Genomic DNA, 18,699 nt, shown 5'->3' with positions numbered 1-18,699 from the left:
TCGACACCTCCAATTGTCATGCCTTCGCACCTCACCGTCTCCATCTGTTTCGGATACCTAATTCAAGGTGAGTTAACGAGCCTCTGTTTTTACGATCCTGTCCGGTTTTCGCTAACCTGTCAGGCTGTCTTGTGCTCGGTCAGATTGAGATAGCGGATCATCTCCTCACGCATCGCGAACTTCTGTACTTTTCCCGTAACCGTCATAGGCAGTTCGCTCACGAAGCGAATATATTTGGGCACCTTATAGTGCGCGATCTGCCCTCGGCAAAAGTCTCTGATGTCCTCCTCGGTCGAACCTTCGCCTTTTCGGAGCACGATCCAGGCGCACAACTCCTCGCCGTTCTTCTCATCCGGCACGCCGAACACCTGCACGTTCTGGATTTTTGGATGTCTGAAAAGGTATTCCTCGACTTCGCGGGGATAGATGTTCTCTCCTCCTCGAATCACCATGTCCTTCAGCCTTCCGACGATGTTGCAATATCCGTCGGCGTCGATCGTGGCGAGATCGCCTGTATGCATCCATCCGTCAACGATGCTTTCGCGCGTTTTTGTCTCGTCTTCCCAGTATCCCTGCATCACCGAGTACCCTCGCGTGCAGAGTTCTCCCGTCTCGCCGACAGATACAGTCTTACCGTCGAAATCAACGATTTTCACTTCGAGATGCGGTTGAATCCGCCCGACCGTTGTCGTGCGCTTATCGAGCGGATCCGTGGTTCCGCTCTGAAACGACACAGGGCTGGTCTCCGTCATGCCATACGCAATGGTGACCTCTCGCATATTCATCTTTGTCACGACCTGATTCATTGTCTCGACCGGACAAGGCGATCCGGCCATGATGCCGGTGCGCAGACTGCTCAGATCAAACGATGCAAAGTCGGCGTGCCCCAGTTCAGCGATAAACATGGTCGGCACGCCGTGAAGTGCGGTACAACGCTCTTCCGAGACGGCTGCGAGGGTCGCGCCGGCGTCGAATCCTTCCCCCGGGAAGACCATCTGAGCGCCAACCGACACGCACGCCAGTACGCCAAGCACCATGCCGAAACAGTGGTACAACGGCACAGGAATACAAAGCGAGTCGGCTTCAGACAGCTTCATCGCCATGCCGACAAAGCGTGCGTTGTTGACAATGTTTCGATGCGTCAGCGTTGCACCCTTGGGGCTGCCGGTGGTGCCGCTCGTAAACTGGATATTGATCGGGTCCTGGCAAGAAAGTGTTTGCTCGACGGCTTCGATTACCTCACGCCCTTCGTCCCGAAGCATCCCCTCTCCACGCTGCAGGACCGTGTGAAACGACATGACACCGGATACGCGCCAGTCACCCACGGAGATCACCGTGCGAAGGTCCGGCAGACGTTCGACCTTCAACTCGTCCGGCTGCTGCGACGCGAGCTCAGGCGCAATGTCGAGCAACATCGAAATGTAGTTCGACGTTTTGAAGCTCTCGGCGGTGACGAGCGCCTTGCATTTCACTTTCCGCAGGGCGTACTCGAGTTCCGACACACGATAGGCGGGATTGATGTTGACCAGCACAGCACCGATGCGCGCTGTCGCGAACTGCGTGAGCAACCATTCGAACCGGTTGGGAGACCAGATGCCGACGCGATCCCCTTTTCCTATGCCCAACGACAGAAGCCCAGCGGCAAGCTGATCGACGTGATCATCAAATTCGCTCCACGTCCACCGTACACCTTGCTCCCGGAATACCACAGCTTGCTGATCAGGAAATCTGCGCGCGGTTTCCCTCAGAAACTGGCCGACTGTAGACTCGCTCAACGGAACGTCCGTCGAACCCCGTACGTAGGCAACGCCATCGGCAGGCGCTTCGAGCGTAAGGGAACCGGGTAAAGTGTGCATGAAGCCATCCTCCATCGTTACTGCGCGTTTCCGCCAAAAATTCCGCTGAACGGCGTTATGTAGCGATTGCAATGTCGCCGGCGCATCTGAAAGGCCGACATCGAAAACGCGTTATTTCCCGTGAAAAACCATTTCACCCGGTTCTTCGTCGCGATCGAACGCCTCGGCTGTGTTGGCGAAACCTCGCGCGGCGTCCTCCGTGTTGTACAGGTCCATGCACACATCCAGCATGGCGGCATCGGCGCCGGGGATACCGCCGCTTGACCACACCTTGAGCAAGGTGCGCGTCGCTGCGTACGACAGCGTCGGACCGTCGGAGAGCTGCGCAACCAGCTCGGCAGCAACACCTTCGAGCGCATCGGGTTCGGCCACGTGCGTTGCAATCCCGAGGTCCCGGGCCACGCTGCCGGGAATCCCTTCACCCAGCATCGCGAAACGGGACGCGTTGCTACGCCCCACTCGCTCGGCCAGCCGCTGCAGCGCTCCCGCAATGGGGAGCATTGCCGTCGTGACCTCGACGCACCGGAACACGGCGTCGGTCGACGCCACAATAAAGTCGCAGTTCAACGCGAGTTCAAAGCCGCCGCCAAAAGCCAGACCCTGCACCACCGCCACCGTCGGGACGCGCAGCGCTTCGATGGCGCGATACGAAGTGTTGACCTCTGCGACGAAGGTGCGAAACCAGTTCAGGTCCTTTCCTGGCCATTCGCGCACTTCGCCGCCGAGACTGAAATTCGGCCCTTCCGCACGGACGACCAGTACCCGGATGTCGCTTTCGCTAGCTTCGTGAACCGCCTGCCGGAGACACTCTGCAAACCGTGCATCGAGACGGTTGTACGGCGGATTCGCCAGAACGATATTCCCGACCTTCCCGTCGCGCTCAAAACGTATGCTTTTCATCGCCTAACCTCACTATTCAGTCAGATTCACCAAGCGTCCGTGACGCTCGGGAATGTTTCGCAATTCAGGAGTTTTCTTGATTCAACGGAATGATTGGAAGAAGCAGATGTGAAGGACGATCCGCGTCACGGTAAATCTTGTGAGTAACCGTGTTGCTGCTGGTGACGTGATACGGAATGTATTCAACGTCGGTCATCGCGCCCGTTCCTGTCGGTGCATCCATGCTGCAGATCTCGATACAGATGCGATGGCCGGCCTTGAACTGGTTTGCCGTTGCGAGCACCTGGATTTCATACTTGACGATCTCGCCCGGCGTGACCGGCGCGATCGACTCTTTCGTCAACTTGTGGAACGGCTCCGCAGGCGTGGATCGGGCAGGATCCGTTGCGCGGTATGACGCTTTCAGCCAGCCACGGGTGATTTCGCGCTCAGGCAGTGTGTCGGGAACCGACCGTTCGCCGACACGTGCAGTAACCACCGATACGTCCGGGCCCACGTCCTTGAGTACGACAATCCAGTTCGTGTCGGTCTGGTCGATCTCAGCGTAGAGCGTCAGTGAAATGGGACCCGCCACCAGTACGTCCTGCGCAAGCGGCTCAGTCATGTAACGCAGGCGCTCAACTTTGGAGGTCTTCTTGAGCGGCATTTGCGTGAAGACATCGGGTTCCCGATGCGCGTCACCAACTTCCGCCGGAGGACGAGGGACGTCTGTGGATAGCTGCTCCCAGCCTGACAGGTAGTACTTCGCCCATTGCGTCTCAGGTAAAGGCCAGTCACTCCCCGTGCGCCATTCGTTGGCGCCCATCACCCAGTAACGAACCGGCGCTTCGTTCATGATGCCGGTATCGATACCCTTCAACCAGTAGTCGTACCAGCGAATAACTTCGTCGTGGTACTGATGGAATGGCCGCTCCAGATGCGCCGGGCCTGTAAAGATCAGCTTGCGCGGCTGTTTGACGTTGCTGAAGTAATGCTGCGCGCCAAGCCAGTGCAATTTGTACGTGTAAGCGTAGGCGCCAGAGCCGGTATAGAACGGCACCTTGATCGACTTGAAAATCTCCTCGGCTCGCTCGACCGTCCCTTCCGGCTCCCAGGGGTTCGTCATGATGTGATACATCACCCCTGTGCGCTGCCCCTTCTGCGTCAGGATGTTGTACAGGTTGATGTACATCTTGTAGTCGGGATTGCGCATGGCTGCGCGCCAGAGTTCCTCTTGTGCTTCAGGCAACGTACCCGGCACGCCGCGCGGCTCATGCACCGTGCTGAAAACGTCAAGCAGGTACGGAAACGTGTGAATAACGCCACCGGGATTGAAGTCCCGGAACCCGAACATCCCGCCGTATGCGCTACAGGCGTCGTACGGAAAGATTGCCTTGAGCGCGGGGTGGCCCTGCGCCGCCGCACGCCATTGTTCGCCGGCAAAACCCGAGATCCCTACCATGCCGACCTTGCCGTCGGACCACGGTTGCTGCGTGATCCATTCGATCATGTCGTAGTGGTCGGTATTCTCCTCGCCGTAGTGGCCTTCCGACTTGGCGGAGCCGCGCGGTTGCGCAATGACGTGCACATAACCATTGGCGATGAAACGGCGAGTGTCCCCGGCTTCTATCGGCCCGAACCAGAGCGGCGCATGCGCGGGCTGTGGGGGCAAGACGTCCGCAATATCCGGACCCTGAAGATCCTTGTTGTGCAGCGCCGAAGCGTACAGCACGGGATACTTGCCATCCGCATCCGGTCGATAGACGTCTACCGCAAGACGGGTTCCGTCCCGCATCGTTACGACGATGTCGCGTTCTTCAATCATGTCTCCTCCTTCGTTGGCCTGTTCGGCGTCAACAGACGGCCGTCTCAAAGCCGAAAATTTGCTTTACCCACCGACATGCGCATTTGCGTTCACTCATCAAGAGCCGCACGACCAGGCAGATTCCGTAATTCACTATACTTCACGTCCGTAAAGTATGCAAGACGAACGACGTGCCAAAAAATAAAAGTTTGAATCCCAAATGAATTGCGAGCCTGGAGCGACTACCTACCCATAACCTCGGGTGCTAATGCCATACCGTCACTGCGTGGTGCTGTTCGGCAACGGTGGATCATCTGTCGATCCAGCACTGATGTCCGCCACGTGCTCGGTCAGCAATCGCCGTTGTGCAGAGAGCACTCGGGCCATGACGGTCATGCATACGCAAGCCATCAGAAGCGGTATCGACAACAACGCACATGTGAGCAGGTACGGAAAACCCGATATGACGATCAGGCCAATCAACGACGAACCGACAATAGACCCCAGCCGTCCAATCGCAACGTTCCAGCCACCGCCGGACGCACGCAGCGCAGTTGGATAGAAGATGCCTGGAATGGTGTTGACACAGATAAGCGGTCCGCCAACGGCTATACCGGACAGGAAGACCACGCCCGCGTGCCACTGAGTGGTTTCGGAGATGCCCAACGCGATGACAAGCAGCGAGCCCGCGCCGAATGCCACGGAAACGACTGACGCCACGTTAAAGCGACGAACAAGGATGGCGAAAAGAACCGCGCCGCCAAGCGCACCGAACTGGAACATTGACGATACTTGCGAGGCGTCGTGCATCGATAGCCCCGCTTGTTTGAGGTGGGTCGGCATCCAGCTTCCAATCAGAAAGAACACCAGATAACCCGCAAACTCCGCAAGCCACGTCAACACGGTACCGAGCCGGTATTTCGCGCTCAGGAGTGCCCTGCTTCCGCTTATCGATTCACGCGTTTCGGCGATGAATAGGTGCATTCCGGTGCAGTCTAAAGACGGAAACACTTTGCTGAGAATTCGCTGCGCCTCGTCATTGGACCTTCGACTGGCCACGACGTAGAGCGGCGACTCGGGCACTTGCCACGCAAACAAGGCAACGACCCCAAGCGGCAAAAGACCACTCAGTACCAGCATGCCTCGCCACCCCAATGTCCCGATAGCGAGAGACGTCACCAAACCAGCGGCTGCCGCACCGAAAAGAAATCCACAGTAAGTCGATGCAAGCATCGCTGAGCGTGAACGGTCCGGGCTATATTCAGCGACGATCGCCGACGTAGCGGGCATCGCCGCTCCGATGCCGAGGCCGGTTATGAAGCGCAAGGCAACAAGCTGAAATATCGACTGTGCTTCGCTCGACATCACACCCGCGATTCCAAACCATGCGATTGCCACGATGCTCACGGTTCGACGGCCAACACGATCAGCCAGCGTTCCTCCAACAATCGATCCAATCAGTAAGCCGGTGAGTCCGAAAGCCACCAGCGGTGAAAGAGCAGCGCTCGATAGATGCCAATGCTGACTTATCGCAGGCGCGATAAAACTGATCACAATGGTGTCGAAACCTTCGATCGCTGTTGCCGCGAAGCAGATGAGGAACACGGTCCACTGCTTACGCCCCATCGGCATATCGTTGAAAATCTCGCGTACGTCCCGCTGGGCATAGCCTGTGCTATTCATCGCATTGTCCTTGACGATCGAACACCTGATTCCGGTGTCAATCTGGTTCACCTGTTTCTCGACACCACCGACATCAAACGTTCGTTAAAACCGGTGACGAATCCCGACTCGCAACAAGCCCTGAGTTTGTCCACTCGACGGTGATGGAATCAACGTGATCTGCGCCTGAGTCGCCGAACCCGCCGCTTTCAGCAGTTCGGCCGCAAAGTAAACGTCCGTCCGCTTCGAGAGGAAATAGTTGGTGTAGAGATCAATTGCCCGATAGATGGGCGTCGAGGAAGTTGCATCCACTTTGCCGTGCGTGTAGATGTACGCCGCACCGGCGAACAGAAACGGCGTAATGAAGTAGCCGACGCTGGCCTCGTAGTTGTCGAAGCGCACGTTACTGGCAAGAAAACCTTTCTTGAATTGCGTCGACGTGTACTGGAAAGCAATGGAAGCGCTGCCGAGCTTGTACGATGCACCTACCCCTGCGATGGATTCGCTTTCCGCGCTCTGAACGTACCGGGAATAAATGATGTTTCGCGGTGCGATGCTATCGAATGCGGCCGCATACGGATTCTTGATGATCGTATAGGCAGCTGCAACATACAGCGGGAAGCTGATTCCGTTGTAACTCAGTCCCACCGACGTCACGCTATTCGTTGAGAACTGTCCGGGCTGCCCACCAAAGCTATAGAGCGCACCCAATGTGAAGCCTGCAATTTTCGGGCTGGCGTACTTGACCGAATTGTTGATGCGTATGCTTCCGCCAACGTTGTCGACGTCGCCGGCGTGAGCGAAGTAGACCGCCCAGTTCAAACCGGCCGCGATGGGAGAGAGCATTTCGGCTACTTCTTCGTATTGACGTCCAACCGTGAACGTTCCATACGGGCTTGAGATTCCAACGTACGCCTGACGGCCGAACAAACGTCCATTGTTCGACAGGTTTCCGCTCGACACGTCAAAGCCGTTTTCCAACGTGAAGACCGCTTTGTAACCGCCACCCAGATCTTCAGCGCCACGCAGCCCCCATCTGGACAGTGATCCACCTCCGCTCTGAACCAACCAGGCTGAATGTCCGTTCTGATTGCTCGTGTAAGTCAGGCCTTCATCCAGCAGACCGTACAGCGTCACTGAACTTTGCGCATACACCACCGCGGGCGTGGCACAACACAGCGCCGCGGCCAAGGACAATCTCTTCATCTCCAGTCTCCTATGTCGTTTTTAACGCACTGCTAACTGGCACATCAGGGCTACTGGAAAGAAGGATATGTCTAAATTTTCCGTTCGTATAGTTTAATTTGGATAGGAGTATCCCCAGGTATGTTCACCTGACGAATGAAGGGAACGGGTCCCTGAATTCGCGCGGAGGTGTGAATGGGATTGAACGAGGCAGTCGATGGGGGACGCCGCGCAGTAGCGACTTTACGAAGACGCCAACTGGCAAAGAAGATGGGGATGTGTGGACCGTGCGAAATAACAGCGTCTCAGTTCAGGACTTTTTGGACCTTCCTTGAGATGAGATTTTTATCTTCAGGTCGATGTGCTTCTTCGGGGCGACTCAGAGTTTGCGATGAACTGTGCGACTCGCTCGGAAAACTCCTTCGTCGACGCGCATCGCAGGAATGCTTGTTTTTCCTGTTCAAGATGGCGCTCGAGGTTATCTTCGGCCACCATCCCAACAAGCGATTTCATTTCTCTGACCGCTGCGACGGGTACGTCGATGACTTTCCGCGCAAGCGCCAGCGTGGCGTCCTGCAAGGAAGCGGGTTCGGCAATAGTCTGGATGAGCCCTAACTGCCTGGCCTCGTCCGCAGTCAACGAGTCACGCGTCAACAGGATCTCTAGTGCCCTCGCCGCTCCCAATCGACGCGCGAGATGAAACGACAGACCACCGTCGCTGGATGTCCCCAGCTTGGCGTAGCCGACAACAAAGCGCGCCGTGTTCGATGCGACCACCAGGTCGCACGCCATTGCCAGCGAAAAGCCCGCGCCTGCTGCCGCCCCTTGAACGCTGGCGATCACAGGGATCGGCAGGCGCCGCATCGTCACAATCGCGGCGTGCAGTGCGGTAATTAGCGATTCGAGGTAGGAATCGGAACGCTGCACGCCGTCGAAGATCTGGCGAAGCTCTCCGCCCGCTGAAAATATCCTGCCCCTGGCTTGAAGTATCACCGCGCGATACTTCGACGCCCCCTCAACCTCGCGGAGGACGCCCAGCAGTTCATCGCAGAACGTCTTGTCGATCGAGTTCGCGCGTGCTTCGTTCACCAGCGTAACGAAGGCGATGTCGTCACTTGATGTCAGCGTGATTTTGCTTTCCATCTGTCCTTGATCCGTGAATTGCATTTGAACCCCTGGACCAACCAGGTCATCTTCATTATACTTTACGATATGTCAATTTAAAAGGAAATTGAACGGCAGAGGGCAACGGATCGACTGAGCACGCGGCATGCGCGACGCAATTTTTGTCTGACGATTTGGAACCGCTTTAGTCTTGTGATTTTTCGCCGAACCAACGGCATGCCTTGCTTCGCTCGAAGCTGTCGGCGCATCAAGCCGGCGGTCGTTAGATAGTGTGTTACTGTGCCGGCCAAATCGACTGTGCTCAGCGGGTTCAGCGCAGCCAGGCTTCGGCGGTGAGTGTGTGATACCGTTGTGGCGCCTGCCTTCGTTGACGGTCGCGGCCTGCCAGGCCTACCCGGCGTTGGTCTGTCTGAAGGCGGAAGGCACCGGAGCACAGAAGCAACGCAATAACGAATTTCCCAATCGAGAAACCAAATGGCGGACAGCGCAGGTTCCAAGAACGTTGGTAACAAGAGCAGACCAACCGAACTCAAACGTGCGGAGCAGCAGCGGGCGCAGGAAACCCGCTCCGCGATCCTGAACGCGGCACTTGCCGAATTCGCCACGAAGGGCTTTGAGGCTGCGAGTATTCGTAGCATCGCGGATCGCATCGGCCTGCAACATCCGCTTATCACCTACCACTACCGATCCAAAGACGTTCTCTGGCAGGCGGTGGCGGAGTTTGTGTTCGAACGCATTCGCCAGGAATGGGACATCAATCTGACGGATACGCCCCCTGCCATGGCGGCGGACCGGGTAAAACTCGTGTACCGCTCGCTGTTCCGGTTCACGGTGGATTTTCCCCAGTTTCACCGCTTCATGCTGCAAGAGTTCCTTGTGTACAGCCCGCGCTTGCAGTGGCTCGCCGACACAGTACTCAAGCCGTTGATCAACTGGCTCATTCCACAGATTCGCGCGGCGCAGGATGAAAACACCTTGCCCAAGGTCGAACCGATCCTCCTGCATTACCTCATGATCAGCCTGACATCCACGCTCTCCGGATTCGGCCCGGAGATGCTTGCGACCAGCAATGTCTCGGCGTCCGATCCAGCCGTTGTCGATGCGTATTGGCAGATGGTCGAGACACTCGTCTTCAGCAAACAGCCGGAGACGCCCTGTGCGGACAAGGCCGAACCACGTTCGGGCAAGTCCGGTAGTCAGCCCCGCGCATCCACGCGCGTGAAGAGTAGCTAAGGTATCTCGCGCTACTGCCGGGTTACCCCTCTCACTGGCAACGACTCGCGCATCCGCGAGTCGTTCGCGCCCTCAACTGATCTGCCGTCACGCCGCCAGGCATACATCTACTAAGGCGATGGGTTTCATCTGAAAATATAGGCTATCCAGATTGCAGGTCGGAGCCTATCGTGCGGATTTCCGGCAGACGCTTCGTCTGCCACTTCGGAGATCACTTTCATGAAACTGCTACACGTAGATTCCAGCATCCTCGGACAAGGCTCTGTCAGCCGCGATCTGTCTGCGGAGGTTGTTGCGACCTTCCAGGCCAGCCGTCCCGACCTTACCGTCACTCGTCTTGACCTCGCCGCCACGCCGATTGGCCATCTGACGGGAGCCCACCTTGCGGCCGCGCAAGGCGCTCCGGTCGACGAGGCATTGAAGGCCGACGTCGCCCTGGGACAGGTCGCGCTCGAGGAGTTCCTGGCCGCCGACATCGTGGTCATCGGCTCGCCGATGTACAACTTTGGTGTGCCCTCCCAACTGAAGGCCTGGATTGACCGCATCTCGGTCGCTGGGAAGACGTTCAGCTACGGTGAGCACGGCCCGGTCGGACTGGCCGGCGGCAAGAAGCTGGTCATCGCCTCGTCGCGCGGTGGTGTTTACAGCGAAGGCTCGCCCGCCGCTTTCTTCGATCATCAGGAAACCTATCTGAAGGCGGCGTTCGGCTTCCTCGGCATCACGGATATCACCTTCATTCGCGCAGAAGGCGTGGCGATGGGTGAAGAGACACGCAGTGGGGCCATTGCCTCGGCGAAGAAAGAAACCGCAGCGCTCGCCGCGTGAGATAGCCGCGCCATCGACGGGTTGCCAGTCGGGTTTCCGAACAGCGCCGGGTGATGGCGCGTCCGGTATCCGCTTGCACCCGCTTGGTCAAAGGCACACGCAGCCCCTGCATGACCCACTCCATCCACAACAAAAGCGCATTCATCAGCAACACGCTCACCCACACCGCACCCGCGTAACAGTTACGGATTGAGATCGCCGACACTGGCTGCCCGCAAACGTTCGAAATCGAGAATCGTGATTTCTCCCGATTTCAGGCTCACTATGCGTTGACATTCGAGGTTCCTGAGCAACTGATTGATGGTCTGCCGCGATAGCGACACCATCGAAGCCAGGCTGTCTTGCGAGACCCTGATCCTGCTCTGCGAGGCGTTGAGACCGCCATAACCGCTGGCGATCATCAGCAAACGGTTCGCCACGCGCTGCGCCGCGGGCAACAGGGTCATCGCTTCGGCGTTCTCGAACGAAACCCGAAGCCTTTGCGCCATCAACAACGCAAAATCGCGCCAATAACGGGGCGTGGATTCGAGCAGGTCCTGCAGCGCGGCTCCGGGCACGTGCAACAACAACGTCCTGCTGACGGCTGTGGCGTCGTTCGGCCGCGGCAGCCCGTCGAACATTGATATCTCCCCCACCCATGCAGTCGGTCCTAGCACCGCAAGCAACGCCTCTTTCCCATCCATCCCGACTGTGCCGATAGCAAGCGCGCCGCCCAACACGGCGTACAGGCCATAAGACTGTTCGCCACGCCGATACAGGGATTGGCCCTTTTCCAGCGTAAGCAGGCTGGCGTGGCCGATCAGATAGTCCCGCAACTCGACAGGCAGGCCCCGGAACCATGGGGTCGTTTCGAGTTGTGACCGGTAGCGGTGCAGGCTGGATTCCATGGGCGCGTCGACCTGTCGGGTATCCGACAGATTTTAGGCGGGTTCGCGAACATCATGTGGATTCGCATCTGACGACGCAATGACTTTGGTCTCTGCTGCATCTGCAGCACCTGCTGCGTCGCAGGCGCAAAATGAACGAATTCGCAGGGCGCTATTCAGTGTTGTTCCGGGTTATTCCAGGTTGTTCCATTGCTTGAACCATCGAATAAGGAGTGTCGACGTGGCCTCATCTGCTGTCAGTCTGAAGAACGACGTTTCACCTGCCGAATGGGATGCGCGAGTCAATCTCGCGGCCGCGTACCGTCTCACGGCGCTGTTCGGGTGGGACGATCTGGTGTTTACCCATATCTCGGCGCGCGTGCCCGGCCCCGAACACCATTTCCTGATCAACCCGTACGGCATGATGTTCGACGAAATCACTGCCTCTTCGCTGGTCAAGATTGACCTCGACGGCCGCAAGGTCGTCGAATCGCCGTATGACGTCAACCCGGCCGGCTTCACGATCCATAGCGCCGTGCATGCGGCTCGCGAAGATGCCCATTGCGTGATGCACACTCACTCGGTCAACGGCGTTGCCGTGTCGGCGCAGGAGGCGGGATTGCTGCCCCTCTCCCAACAGTCACTTGGCGTACTGGCGTCGCTCGGCTACCACGACTACGAAGGCATCGCGCTCAATGAAGCCGAGAAGCCCCGTCTCGTTCAAGACCTCGGAAGCAACACTTACCTGATGCTGCGCAACCACGGCCTGCTGACGGTTGGCGCGGCGCCGGCGGACGCCTTCGTCGCCATGTACTTCTTTGAAGCAGCCTGCATGATTCAGGTGCGCGCCCAGTCAGGTGGCGGCAAGCTCACGCCCATCCCGCAGCAGATTCTCGCCGGCATCAAGGAACAGATCCGGATGGCCACGCGGGGCCTTACGCCCGGAGCGCTGGTATGGCCTGGGCTGCTGCGTCGGCTTGACCGCAGTAATCCCGGATATGCGGATTAACGCGGTCCGTTCGCAAGATGCCCGGCACACGATGGCCCATGCCGGGCAATTAGCGCAAGCATGTATTAAGCGTCATAGGCCGCGTTTGCCGATTCAACGCAACGCGGATGTAATCTGGTAAGTCACGTGAGAACCTGTATGGCAAAGATTTTTATCTACGGTGCCGGCTCAATTGGTTGCTATGTCGGCGGGCGGCTTCTTGCCGGAGGGAGCGACGTCAGTTTCATTGGACGTGCACGCGTGGCCGACCAGTTGCGCAACCAAGGCATCACGCTGTCGCGGCACGACGATAGCCGCTGGCATGCCCCGTCGGAACGCATCGACGTTTCGACGGATGCGGCCAGCGCCGCCGCAGCCGATCTCGTGCTCGTCACCGTCAAGTCGGCAGCGACGCCCGCCGCCGCGGCCGAACTGGCGAACGTGTTACGGCCCGGCACCATCGTCGTGAGCTTCCAGAACGGCATTGGCAATGCGGACGTGCTGCGCGCCGCGCTGCCGCAGCACACGGTTCTGGAAGGGATGGTGCCATTCAATGTCGTCGAACGCGGTCCGGGTGCGTTTCACCAAGGTTCAGCGGGAGAGCTGGAGATCCGACATGCGCCGGCCATGCAGCCGTTCGTCGACGAGTTCAGGAGAGCGGGTCTGCCGCTGATCCAGCACGCCGATATGTTGCCGGTGCAGTGGGCGAAGCTGTTGCTCAACCTCAACAACGCCATCAATGCGCTGGCGAACCGGCCTTTGAAGGAGGAGCTCTCGCAACGCGCCTACCGGCTTTGCCTCGCGATGGCGCAGAAAGAAGCGCTCGCGCTTCTGAAGCAGGCCGGCATACGGCCAGCCAGAGTGACACCGCTTCCAAGCACCTGGATACCACGTGTTCTGAGCGTACCCGATGCGTTGTTCGAACGGCTGGGCCGCGCGATGCTGACGATCGATCCGCTCGCGCGCTCGTCGATGTCCGACGACCTGGCGGCCGGGCGCGCCACGGAAGTCGACTGGATCAATGGCGAGGTCGTGCGCCTCGCCCAACGCCTGGGGCAAGCGGCACCGGCCAACGCACGGCTATGCGAACTCGTGCGGGAAGCCGAGCGGGCCGACGTGCGCCCTTCATGGTCAGGCAAAGCATTGCTGGGTGAGATGCGGGCCGCAGCGCATATCGCTTTGCCATTGCCCGCAAAAATCTGAACGCCGGCGCACAACGCATCAGGTCGCGGCCATGCCGTCGATGGAGTAGATTGATGTCCTGGTCACGCCCCCGGCGTCTGACCTGGGAGAGAATCATGAAAAATCGCTACACGGTCTCGCTGGCAGTCGCCGCAAGTTTTGCTATGTCAATCGCATTTGCCCCGGAAGTCGTGGCGCAGACACGCGCCCCCGGGACGAAGCAGATGCAGGACACGCAGCGGAAAGCCGAACAAAAGGCGCTTGGCACAGGCAAGAAATCTCACCACAAAGACACCCCCCAGAAAGGCGCGCCTCAAAAGGCTGGGAGCGCCGGGCCGGCATCCGCGCCCTAGTTTCCCTGGCTGTCACCTGGCGCAGCCGAACTGCAGCGAGCACCTACGCGAACTCAGGCCCGTCTAACCTTCTGCGTCAAAAATTCGATCAGATCCTGCTGCACCGTGTCGAGCACGTCGCCTGCGCCGATCAGCGCCAGTTCGGTTGGCGGCAATGGCGGCATATCCGTGCAAATTCGATGCTCGGGCAAAACCGCCGACCTGGGTAACACCGAGATGGCCAGGCCTGCGGCAACGGCCGCCTGAATCCCCGTGAGACTTTGACTGCCGAACGCTACGCGCCACGCACGCTTTGCTTTGTCGAGGCTGCGAATCGCACGCTTCCGGTAAATGCATCCGTCGGGGAACAGCGCAAGCGCAACGGGCTCCTCCGAATCCCGTTTCGGCAGAACGACGTCCCGGCCCCGCACCCAGACAAGTGCCTCAGGCCACGATGCGTAGCAGTCGCCACTGCCAGGCTCGCGTTTGACGAGAGCAATATCAATTTCGCCGCCGGAAAGCTTTTGCTGCAAAACCGCGCTCATGCCCGCTAACGTTTCAAGTCGCGCATCCGGACGGATTTTCAGAAAACCGGAGAGCATCGCTGACATACGTCGCGCGTCGAAGTCTTCCGGAACGCCTATGCGCACCGGCGAAAGCTGCACATCTCGCCGGAGCGCCTCCTGCGCCTCCTGCGACAAAGCCAGCAACCTGCGCGCGTACTGCGTAAGCAATACGCCATGCTCGGTGGCAATCACATGGCTACCGGTTCGGTCTCGAAGAAGCAACGGTCGCCCAACGGATTCCTCGAGTTTGCGCACCTGCTGGCTTACTGTCGATTGCGTGCGATGGACGCGTTCACCGGCGCGAGTGAAACTGCCTTCGTCAACGACGCAAATCAGTGTCTTCAGCAGTTCGAGGTCAAACATGATTCGTCATTTACCTTTTCACTAAGGATCAGAAATTTATTTAATTTTCCAATATAGAGCATTCAGCCTATCCTGCACACATCTTCTCTACCAGACGGAGTCAATGATGTCACTAAAGGGTACGCGGCGGCCGACATGGCTGACTTTTGACTGCTACGGCACGCTCATTCAATGGGACGAAGGTCTGCTTGCTGCAGTGCAAGAGATTCTCGGCCATCGCGGCGCGACCGAAGTCGAGGCGTCCAGGTTTATCGAGGTGTACGACCGGCACGAACACGCACTCGAACAAACGCCGCCGCATCGTTCGTTCCGTGAGGTCTCTGGCCAGGGCTTGCGTCTTGCGCTGGAGGAGTTCGGTCTCGATGGCAGCGAAAAAGACACCACGGTGCTCACATCGCGAATTTCGGCTATGCCACCGTTTCCCGAAGTCGTCAGCACGCTCGAGAAGCTCAAGGCGATGGGGTTTAGTCTTTGCATCGTATCGAATACCGACGACGACATCATTGCAGGCAACGTCGCCCAGCTCGGCGGTCATATCGACCGCGTGGTGACCGCACAGCAGGCCGGCGCATACAAGCCCACACCGCGTTTGTTCGAGTACGCACACGAATTGCTCAGTGTATCGAAGGACGATGTCGTGCATATCTGCGCCAGCCCGCATCTCGACCACGCCGCGGCACGAGACATCGGCTTCCGGTGTGTATGGATCGATCGCGGTACGGGCCGGAAGCTACTGCCGGATTACACACCTGACGCCACGCTCAAGACGCTGGACGAAGTACCACAGCTTTTCGCAACGCTTGGCTGGTAGTCGTTTCGCTGAATACGGAACGAGCGGCTTCGCGCCGCTCGTTCGCCGTTCTCCAGATTTTGCAGAGCGTTAACGGATCGGATTGAGAGCGTCGCCCGACACCTTGTAGACCGTCACCGGCGCGTCGATCCACTCACCTGTCTTGTCGAAAGCCACTCTTCCGACCAGAGTCGAGAATTGCGTCTGTTTAAGCAGCGGCACGAACTTCTCAGGATCGGTTGAATTCGCGGCTTTGATAGCTTGTGCCACTACCATGGTTGCCGAATAGAACGCCGGCGAGTAGATATCGTTCTTCGCGCCAAACTTCTGTTCATATCGGGTTGCAAAATCGGCACCGCCATGCAATGTGGCCAGCGGCGCGCCGCCTTGAGCGCAATAGCCCCGGCCATCCAGCGATCCCGCAGCGAGCTTCGGCATATCGACGGAGCAGATGCCGTCGCCGCCGAGAATCGGAATCTCGAGCCCTAACTGTTTGGTCTGCCGTCCGATCGAAGCAGCCTGCGCGTAGTAGCCGCCATAGAAGATGACGTCTGGTCGTTCGGCTTTCATGTGAGTCAAGATCGCGTTGAAGTCGGTGGCCTTGTCGTTCGAATACTCTCGCCCGACAATCTCGAGACCGTTTTTCTTAGCCGTGGCGACGAATACATCGGCGACTCCCGAGCCGTATGCGGTGCGATCGTCGATCACCGCGGCCCGCTTCGCGTGAAGCACGTTCGCGGCGTATTCGGCCATGCGTGCGCCCATCACATTGTCGCTGGCGGCGAGGCGAAACACATACGGATAGTTCTGCTGGGTAACAGCCGGGTTCGATGCCGCACCGGTGATCATCGGAATGTGCGCATCGTTATAGATGCGCGATGCGGGAATCGTCACGCCGGAGTTGTAGTGGCCTATAACGGCTTTCACTCCTGAATCAACCAGCTTCTGGGCGACGGATACACCCGTCTTGGGATCCGCTGCGTCGTCCTCTGACACCACGGCGAACGTGACCGCCTCACCGTTGATGACCATCGGCTTGCGGTTCAGGTCTTCTACCGCGAGCCGGACACCCCTCTCATCGTCCTTGCCAAAATTCGACTGCCCTCCCGTCAACGGACCTGCAACGCCCACCTTGACGACTTCCGCTTGCGCAGTCATGCAGATGGTGGATAGCAATGCAGCGAACAAGGCCGAAGTCTTAATACCGTCCATGAATCTTTCTCCTCGCAGTGATCGATTGGTAACCGGCTCTCGCATCACGTGATCCGATATCCGTATTCGCTTCCATGGAACGCATGCGCTCCCGGAAGTCTGCGTATTCTTTTGGTCCAAATTGCCACGCGACATGCACACTCGCCGACACGCACCCCTACCTGTGCAGTTAGTAAGACCTGCACAGTTGCCAGGGTGTTTGACTGGAGCAGAATTACGCCGACGGGATAGAGACGGAAAAGGCTGGCTTCGCAGACGGCATTGGCTGACCGCCAATACCGTTCCGGATGGCACTACTGTGAAGCGGAAACGCTAACGTCCAACGGATTCCGCCAGGAAAGAAAAAAGCCGATCGAAGTTGCTATGTGCCACGTTGAATCGCAACCAGTTCGTCTTTACGCGCCCGCCGTAAAACAGATGTCCCGGCGCAAGCAGAATGCGTTTGTCGAGAGCACGCTCGGCCAGTTCCGCCGAATCCAGTTCGACGCCTGCCGGCCTCGCCCATACGAACATGCCGGCGCGAGGCTCGCAAAAGATCTCAAACCCGATTGCTTCGAGGCGGCGACAGACCCGTTCCTGAGCCGTTGCGAGACGCTCTCTCAACTGTTCCGTCTGTTTGCGAAAATGCCCTTCTGCCAGGATCGCGCTCACTAGCCGTTCCGTGACGGTCGGCGTCGACATACCCGACACCAGCTTCTGATAAAGCAAACCCTCGAGTATTCCAGCCTCCGCGGCCACGAAACCGACGCGCAAACCCGCACCGATTGTTTTGGAGAAACTGCCGATATAAATGACGTGTTTCAGTTGATCCATCGAAGCCAGCGTCACGTGCGAGCCTTGCACCAGGCCGGCGGAAACATCGTCTTCTACGATCAGGCAGTTGTGGCGTTCCGCGGCTTTCAGTAGTTTGAAGGCCGTCGCGGAGCTGTAACTCGCTCCGGTCGGGTTATGAAGTCGGCTATTCGTGAAGTAGACCTTTGGACGGCGCGTTTCGAAAACGGTCTCGATGGCGGAAATGTCCGGTCCGACGGGCGTCATCGGTATCCCGATGCTTTCGACCTCGCGCAAGCGCAAGGCAACCAGCAGGTCGCTATAGCACGGCTCATCGACCAGGACCGTGTCGCCCGGTTGAGTGAACTGGCGTATCACAAGGTCCAGCGACTGATTTGCGCCCAGCGTCGTCATGACCCCGCCGGCATCCACCTCGATTTCATAGTCCGACAACTGTCGGGCTATCTGTTCCCGCAACGGCTCGTACCCCCGCGCGTGCCCATAACCCAGCAGGCTTTCCGGTTGCAATGCGAGTTGTCTGAGCGCACGCGCGAGGCCATCGCTATCGAACCATGGCTCCGGAAGCCAGCCGGCTCCCGCGTAAATCGCCCCTTCATCCGCGCCAAGAAAGTTTCGCAATAGCCAGCCATTGGTCACGCTTTCATCAAGCTTTTCGGCGACTTTCCGCGGCGTGTTGAGGCTCCGCTCAGCAACGTAAAAGCCCGATCCGCGCCGCGCTTCCAGTACGCCCTGCGCGACCAGCCGATCGTAGGCCTCGACGACCGTGAAGGTCGACACGCCGTGCGCCGTGGCGAATGCGCGGATGCTCGGCACGCGCGCACCAGATCTCCAGCGCTTCTCAGCAACTTCATTCGTCACCCCGGCCACGATCTGCACGGTAAGCGGCGTATCCGATCGGGAATCCAGTGTCAAAACGGGTTTCATCGTGGCCACACAGGGAAGAAATCAGACGGACGACTAACAAGGTGTAGAGGTGCTGAGACCTCTACAGCTATCTCGCGCCCCCACCAAGTGTACATGTATCTGTACAGGTCATTTG

Annotated in this window: 16 protein-coding genes; 6 read left to right on the top strand and 10 right to left on the bottom strand. The window is 58.4% G+C overall.

Annotated features, from left to right (window positions below; translation table 11 throughout):
* Window positions 1-119: 119 nt before the first annotated feature.
* The 6 genes from M0D68_RS08010 to M0D68_RS07985 form a co-directional block, all read right to left on the bottom strand.
* On the bottom strand, window positions 120-1,856 hold the full coding sequence (locus M0D68_RS08010) for an AMP-binding protein (protein WP_266224186.1): 1,737 nt from the start codon (window positions 1,854-1,856) through the stop codon (window positions 120-122).
* 111 nt (window positions 1,857-1,967) lie between these two features.
* Window positions 1,968-2,756: an enoyl-CoA hydratase/isomerase family protein gene (locus M0D68_RS08005; RefSeq protein ID WP_200652293.1), complete on the bottom strand. Its 789-nt coding sequence runs from the start codon at window positions 2,754-2,756 to the stop codon at window positions 1,968-1,970.
* 64 nt (window positions 2,757-2,820) lie between these two features.
* Window positions 2,821-4,560, bottom strand: coding sequence for a CocE/NonD family hydrolase (locus M0D68_RS08000; RefSeq protein ID WP_266224136.1), 1,740 nt, complete (start codon window positions 4,558-4,560; stop codon window positions 2,821-2,823).
* Between the two features lie 258 nt (window positions 4,561-4,818).
* A complete protein-coding gene (locus tag M0D68_RS07995; protein ID WP_266224135.1) occupies window positions 4,819-6,273 on the bottom strand; it encodes an MFS transporter in 1,455 nt (484 codons plus the stop codon).
* 33 nt (window positions 6,274-6,306) lie between these two features.
* Entirely contained in the window at window positions 6,307-7,407 is a 1,101-nt protein-coding gene (locus tag M0D68_RS07990) for a porin (RefSeq protein WP_200652295.1), read from the bottom strand.
* 330 nt (window positions 7,408-7,737) lie between these two features.
* Window positions 7,738-8,529: an enoyl-CoA hydratase/isomerase family protein gene (locus tag M0D68_RS07985; RefSeq protein WP_266224134.1), complete on the bottom strand. Its 792-nt coding sequence runs from the start codon at window positions 8,527-8,529 to the stop codon at window positions 7,738-7,740.
* 456 nt (window positions 8,530-8,985) lie between these two features.
* Between M0D68_RS07985 and M0D68_RS07980 the strand changes: the two genes are divergently transcribed.
* Both M0D68_RS07980 and M0D68_RS07975 read left to right on the top strand, forming a co-directional pair.
* Complete coding sequence (locus M0D68_RS07980; RefSeq protein WP_093640048.1) at window positions 8,986-9,744, top strand: TetR/AcrR family transcriptional regulator; 759 nt, start codon at window positions 8,986-8,988, stop codon at window positions 9,742-9,744.
* Between the two features lie 219 nt (window positions 9,745-9,963).
* Window positions 9,964-10,569: an FMN-dependent NADH-azoreductase gene (locus tag M0D68_RS07975; protein ID WP_256455138.1), complete on the top strand. Its 606-nt coding sequence runs from the start codon at window positions 9,964-9,966 to the stop codon at window positions 10,567-10,569.
* A 182-nt stretch (window positions 10,570-10,751) separates the two neighbouring features.
* On the opposite strand, the gene M0D68_RS07970 is transcribed toward M0D68_RS07975, so the two are convergent.
* Window positions 10,752-11,456: a Crp/Fnr family transcriptional regulator gene (locus M0D68_RS07970; protein WP_266224133.1), complete on the bottom strand. Its 705-nt coding sequence runs from the start codon at window positions 11,454-11,456 to the stop codon at window positions 10,752-10,754.
* A 220-nt stretch (window positions 11,457-11,676) separates the two neighbouring features.
* Between M0D68_RS07970 and M0D68_RS07965 the strand changes: the two genes are divergently transcribed.
* The 3 genes from M0D68_RS07965 to M0D68_RS07955 all read left to right on the top strand — a co-directional run bounded on the left by M0D68_RS07965 (window position 11,677) and on the right by M0D68_RS07955 (window position 13,958).
* A complete protein-coding gene (locus M0D68_RS07965) occupies window positions 11,677-12,444 on the top strand; it encodes a class II aldolase/adducin family protein (RefSeq protein WP_266224132.1) in 768 nt (255 codons plus the stop codon).
* A gap of 138 nt (window positions 12,445-12,582) precedes the next feature.
* Window positions 12,583-13,626 (top strand): 2-dehydropantoate 2-reductase, encoded by a 1,044-nt coding sequence (locus M0D68_RS07960; RefSeq protein WP_211705471.1) that lies wholly within the window; start codon window positions 12,583-12,585, stop codon window positions 13,624-13,626.
* A gap of 95 nt (window positions 13,627-13,721) precedes the next feature.
* Entirely contained in the window at window positions 13,722-13,958 is a 237-nt protein-coding gene (locus M0D68_RS07955; RefSeq protein WP_211705472.1) for a hypothetical protein, read from the top strand.
* 53 nt (window positions 13,959-14,011) lie between these two features.
* On the opposite strand, the gene M0D68_RS07950 is transcribed toward M0D68_RS07955, so the two are convergent.
* Complete coding sequence (locus M0D68_RS07950) at window positions 14,012-14,866, bottom strand: LysR substrate-binding domain-containing protein (protein ID WP_211705474.1); 855 nt, start codon at window positions 14,864-14,866, stop codon at window positions 14,012-14,014.
* 106 nt (window positions 14,867-14,972) lie between these two features.
* Here M0D68_RS07950 and M0D68_RS07945 point away from each other — a divergent pair, with 106 nt between their 5' ends.
* Window positions 14,973-15,677 (top strand): haloacid dehalogenase type II, encoded by a 705-nt coding sequence (locus tag M0D68_RS07945; RefSeq protein ID WP_211705640.1) that lies wholly within the window; start codon window positions 14,973-14,975, stop codon window positions 15,675-15,677.
* 69 nt (window positions 15,678-15,746) lie between these two features.
* Here M0D68_RS07945 and M0D68_RS07940 read toward each other — a convergent pair whose 3' ends face one another.
* Window positions 15,747-16,868, bottom strand: a complete 1,122-nt coding sequence (locus M0D68_RS07940; protein WP_211705475.1) for a branched-chain amino acid ABC transporter substrate-binding protein — start codon at window positions 16,866-16,868, stop codon at window positions 15,747-15,749.
* A 312-nt stretch (window positions 16,869-17,180) separates the two neighbouring features.
* Window positions 17,181-18,584 carry a PLP-dependent aminotransferase family protein gene (locus M0D68_RS07935; RefSeq protein ID WP_266224131.1) on the bottom strand — a complete coding sequence of 468 codons (1,404 nt, stop codon included), beginning with the start codon at window positions 18,582-18,584 and terminating at the stop codon, window positions 17,181-17,183.
* Window positions 18,585-18,699: the final 115 nt, after the last annotated feature.

It is taken from the genome of Paraburkholderia sp. SEWSISQ10-3 4, assembly GCF_030464785.1.
In the GTDB taxonomy this organism is placed as follows: domain Bacteria; phylum Pseudomonadota; class Gammaproteobacteria; order Burkholderiales; family Burkholderiaceae; genus Paraburkholderia; species Paraburkholderia aspalathi.
This window is presented reverse-complemented; position numbering and strand designations above follow the sequence as displayed.